Origin of the sequence: Dietzia sp. UBA5065 (assembly GCA_002415925.1) — a bacterium.
GTDB lineage: Bacteria > Actinomycetota > Actinomycetes > Mycobacteriales > Mycobacteriaceae > Dietzia.
The window spans coordinates 5905-6486 of record DIAZ01000123.1; the positions used below are offsets into that span (position 1 = coordinate 5905).

1 protein-coding gene is annotated in these 582 nt (G+C 69.1%); it reads left to right on the forward strand.

Annotated elements, in window-relative coordinates; genetic code table 11:
* On the forward strand, positions 1-462 hold a 462-nt coding region (locus tag B4M60_RS09555), incomplete at its 5' end, for a DedA family protein (protein WP_291082805.1).
* Positions 463-582 lie beyond the last annotated feature (120 nt).

Genomic DNA, 582 nt, shown 5'->3' on the forward strand with positions numbered 1-582 from the left:
TCGGTCGCGGGCGCGCTCCTGGCCTACGGGCTCGGTCGGTGGCTGGGACCCCACCGGGTCCGGGTGCTGTTCGACCGCGTTCCGCTGATGAAGGTCGAGGACTTCGACAAGGCGCAGGGGTGGTTCGACCGGCACGGCAGGTCGTCGGTGTTCTTCGGCCGCATGGTGCCGGTCGTGCGGAGTCTCATCTCGATCCCCGCGGGCGTCGCGAGGATGAACCTCGCGGTCTTCCTGCTGCTCACCACCGGCGGCAGCCTGGTCTGGAACTCGATCTTCGTGGTGGGAGGGTACGCGCTCGGCAACCAGTGGTACCGGATCGAGTCGGTGGCGGGGTGGTTCTCCAACGCCGTGGTGGGCGTGATCGCGGTGCTCCTGGCGGTGTTTCTCGGGCGCCGGTCGCTGCAGGCCTGGGCGGAGGGGCGGAGACGGCGCAGGGAACAAAGCGCCGCACCCGAGAGTTGACTGATGTGACAGCAATTGCCGTGCCGCCACAGGAGGAACCCATGTCCGCCATCCGCCAGGTCGTCCCCCTCGGAGCACAGTGGCCGGGGGTCGACCCGTTCCTGTTCGCCGTCCACCACC